This window comes from Streptomyces sp. MBT65 (assembly GCF_016612545.1).
Classification (GTDB): domain Bacteria; phylum Actinomycetota; class Actinomycetes; order Streptomycetales; family Streptomycetaceae; genus Streptomyces.
In genome coordinates, this window is the sequence record NZ_JAENRY010000552.1 from 1 (window position 1) to 2,395 (window position 2,395).

4 protein-coding genes are annotated in these 2,395 nt (G+C 69.4%); 3 read left to right on the top strand and 1 reads right to left on the bottom strand.

The features are described 5' to 3' along the window. From JHN63_RS50120 to JHN63_RS50130, 3 genes are all read left to right on the top strand, one after another. Window positions 1–285: DUF317 domain-containing protein (locus tag JHN63_RS50120; RefSeq protein ID WP_200691797.1), on the top strand; the 285-nt coding region annotated here is incomplete at its 5' end. A gap of 105 nt (window positions 286–390) precedes the next feature. After that, window positions 391–849, top strand: coding sequence for a hypothetical protein (locus JHN63_RS50125; RefSeq protein WP_200691798.1), 459 nt, complete (start codon window positions 391–393; stop codon window positions 847–849). Between the two features lie 260 nt (window positions 850–1,109). Further along, window positions 1,110–1,652 carry a hypothetical protein gene (locus JHN63_RS50130; RefSeq protein WP_307782185.1) on the top strand — a complete coding sequence of 181 codons (543 nt, stop codon included), beginning with the start codon at window positions 1,110–1,112 and terminating at the stop codon, window positions 1,650–1,652. Between the two features lie 127 nt (window positions 1,653–1,779). Here JHN63_RS50130 and JHN63_RS50135 read toward each other — a convergent pair whose 3' ends face one another. After that, window positions 1,780–2,172, bottom strand: a complete 393-nt coding sequence (locus JHN63_RS50135) for a hypothetical protein (protein WP_200691800.1) — start codon at window positions 2,170–2,172, stop codon at window positions 1,780–1,782. Window positions 2,173–2,395 lie beyond the last annotated feature (223 nt).

Genomic DNA, 2,395 nt, shown 5'->3' on the forward strand with positions numbered 1-2,395 from the left:
CCCCACACCACCGCCATGGACCCCGGGTTCTCCGCCACCTTCTCCCTGGGGCTGCAGCCGCCGCTCGTCCAGGACGCCGATCCGCGCCCCGGCTTGATGGGCTGGCAGGCGTGGACGGAACCCGTTCTCGGCGCCCCGTATCTGTGGTGCGCCAGTTTCAGCGCCGGTGTCCCCCATGATCTGGTCGCCGCCTTCGCCTCCTCGCTGGCCTCCCCGGCCGTGGTGTCCCGCCGCACTTTGCCCAAGGACGCCGAGGGCCGGCTCATGGTCGTCCGCCGCAGCTGACGACCCACGCCCCGCGAGTGGCTGGCGTGCGGCTCCTCTCCGAGCGCCGATGTCCCTGACAGGGCTGTTCCCCGGACTCGCCGGATGACAATGAAGGAGACCCGCATGTTCCGAATATTCCGGCGCCGTGCTCGCGCAGACCGTGAGTTCCGTGACGCTCAGCGTGTGGGCCAGGTGCTGCTGCAGATGCACACCGAAATGCCCTGGCCCGATGCGTCCGGCTCGGCCGCCGCGACCGTCCAGTACCCCGCAGACGCCGCGCTGGACCCAGACTTCCTGCCGCCGGAATGTCGGGCGCCGTCCCGCCAGGACGTCGCCGGGTTCATGATGCGCTGGGACCAGCCGCTCGTCGTCGACGGCGAGGTACGCGAGTGTCACGCGTGCGGCGCATACCGGAACTGGGTTGTCCTCTGCATGCGCGACGACTCGGTGTGGCTGCGCTGCCGTGCCGGCCATACGACGAGGGAGCCGGGGCTGGACGCGACCTGGTACAACCGCCACTCCGGTCCGGCCGACCACTGGCACCCCACCCTTGAGGACGGGCTGCGCCACCTCGGCCACTGACTCCCACGAAACCCCCTCTCCCCTTCCCCTCCACATCGTCGGCCCCGGGGAGCCGGCTTGGTCAGACCGTTCGCTCCGCACCAACATGGGGGTTCCACATGCGTTTTCCCACCACAGCCGCGCTCTGCCTCGGTACTGTGTCCGTCCTGGTCCTGACGGCCTGCTCCAATGGCAGCACTCGTGCCACGGACCCGACGTCTTCCGCCTCTGCTTCCGTTTCCGGACGCCAGGAGGGCGGGAACGCCCCGGCTGGGGGGCCGTTGTCCTCGGCCGCGCTGGCAAAGAGGCTTCTGGACGAGGGCGACCTGGGCGAGGGCTACGCCCGCAAGGCAGAGTTGACCGGTCGGCACGCTGACGTCACCGTGACCGGCTGTCCCGCGCTGGGGGAACTCGACGGTGACGCTGCGGCCGGCGGCAGCCTCGACTTCCCGCGCCGGGCGAAGGTCTCCTTCACCTACGCAAGCAGCACCGGCTCGGAGGTCTCTGAGGAGTTGTACAGCGGCACCGCGGCCGAGCTCTCCAGTGGCGTGGGCCGGATCTTCGAGGCGATGACCTCCTGCTCCAGCTACCGGGTTCTCGCCGGCAGCACGGCCGTCACGGTCACCGCCCACGAGGTGCCCGCCCCAAGGTTGGGTGACGAGCAGTGGGGCCAACTGCTTACCTTCACGGCAGGAGGACGTAGCCAGGTCGTTAAGCAGACTGCTGTTCGTGTGGGGATGGTGGTTGCGGTGGTCTCGGGTTCGCCCGCGCTGGTCGATGCCCATGTGGCGGAGGCGGTGGCGAAAGCCCGTGCGACCACGTGAGTTCGCGTGCATGCCGAAGGCCCGGCCGGAAGTCTTCCGGCCGGGCCTTCGGCATGTGAGGGGCCAGGGTGCGTGGTCTGAGGGTGTCGACCGGTGGGTGGAGTCCTGAAGTGCCGCCCGTGTGTGGTCAGTTTTCTTCGAGTTCGGCGTGCCCTTCGGGCGCGCGCAGGGCGCTGTGGATGTCGGACAGGCGCTCGAACTCCGCGTAGTCCTCGTCGGTCATGAGGTCGTAGACACTGTCCAGGGAGTCGTCGGGCAACAGGTACGCGTACTTCATGTACAGGCTGACGAGGGCCCTCCCCACGAGGGTGCTTTCGCTCATCCAGCCAGCCTCGTCAGGCAGGTCGTGCACGACTGCCATGTTTATCTCGTCCGAGGTGCTGGTGGAGAGCAGGTCGTGCTCGATGCCGGTGAGCGGGCGGCCGTCGCGGTGGTACAGACGACCGGGTTCATCGCAGCGGGAGAGATCCACGTCGGCGAGGAGGATGACGACGCGGGGGCGGATTCCGGTCTGGGCCATGCAGGGGGTTCCTTCCGGGAAGTGGGAGTCGGGGTTGGGGCACAAATGCTCCGGACGATGCCCGGCTTCGGTAGCCGGGGATCGTCGGCTACAGTCCGCGCGCCTGCGGGTCAGCGCCGCCGCGCGGGAGGCCGCTGCTGGAGCGGAACGCGGACTGTGGGGCGGGCTGCTGCCTGGGCGTGGGGGCTGGGGACGTGACGCTCGCCGAGGCGCCGTATGCGCC

Bases quoted from the DNA above. Each gene is read 5' to 3' on its own strand.
- JHN63_RS50125 (WP_200691798.1), top strand. From the start codon at position 391: ATGTTCCGAATATTCCGGCGCCGTGCTCGCGCAGACCGTGAGTTCCGT.
- JHN63_RS50135 (WP_200691800.1), bottom strand. From the start codon at position 2,172: ATGGCCCAGACCGGAATCCGCCCCCGCGTCGTCATCCTCCTCGCCGAC.